Below are 346 nucleotides of genomic sequence, written 5' to 3'. Positions count from 1 at the left end.
CCCGTTGCAAACCGTTTACGCTGTCGTGTTCCTGGATGCAATCCACTTCAAAGTGAAGCAGGACGGCGCCATCGTGAACAAAGCGGCTTATATGGTCATCGGCATCGATCTGGACGGCAATAAAGACGTCCTTGGCATGTGGATCGGAGAGAACGAATCCGCCAAGTTCTGGCTGAGCGTGCTCAACGATCTGAAGAACCGCGGCGTCCAAGATATCCTGATCACTTGTGTAGATAACCTCACCGGCTTCTCCCAAGCGATCACGGCTTGCTACCCGAAGACGGAGATTCAGAAATGCATCATTCACCAAATCCGCAATTCGACGCGCTACGTGTCCTACAAGGAT

The 346-nt window shown here is 52.3% G+C and carries 1 protein-coding gene; it reads left to right on the top strand.

The annotated features are described in order from the left end of the window. Nucleotides 1–346: IS256 family transposase (locus PPOP_RS19195; RefSeq protein WP_042230457.1), on the top strand; the 346-nt coding region annotated here is incomplete at both ends.

Source organism: Paenibacillus popilliae ATCC 14706, from assembly GCF_000315235.1.
GTDB classification, from domain to species: Bacteria; Bacillota; Bacilli; order Paenibacillales; family Paenibacillaceae; genus Paenibacillus_B; species Paenibacillus_B popilliae.
This window is presented reverse-complemented; position numbering and strand designations above follow the sequence as displayed.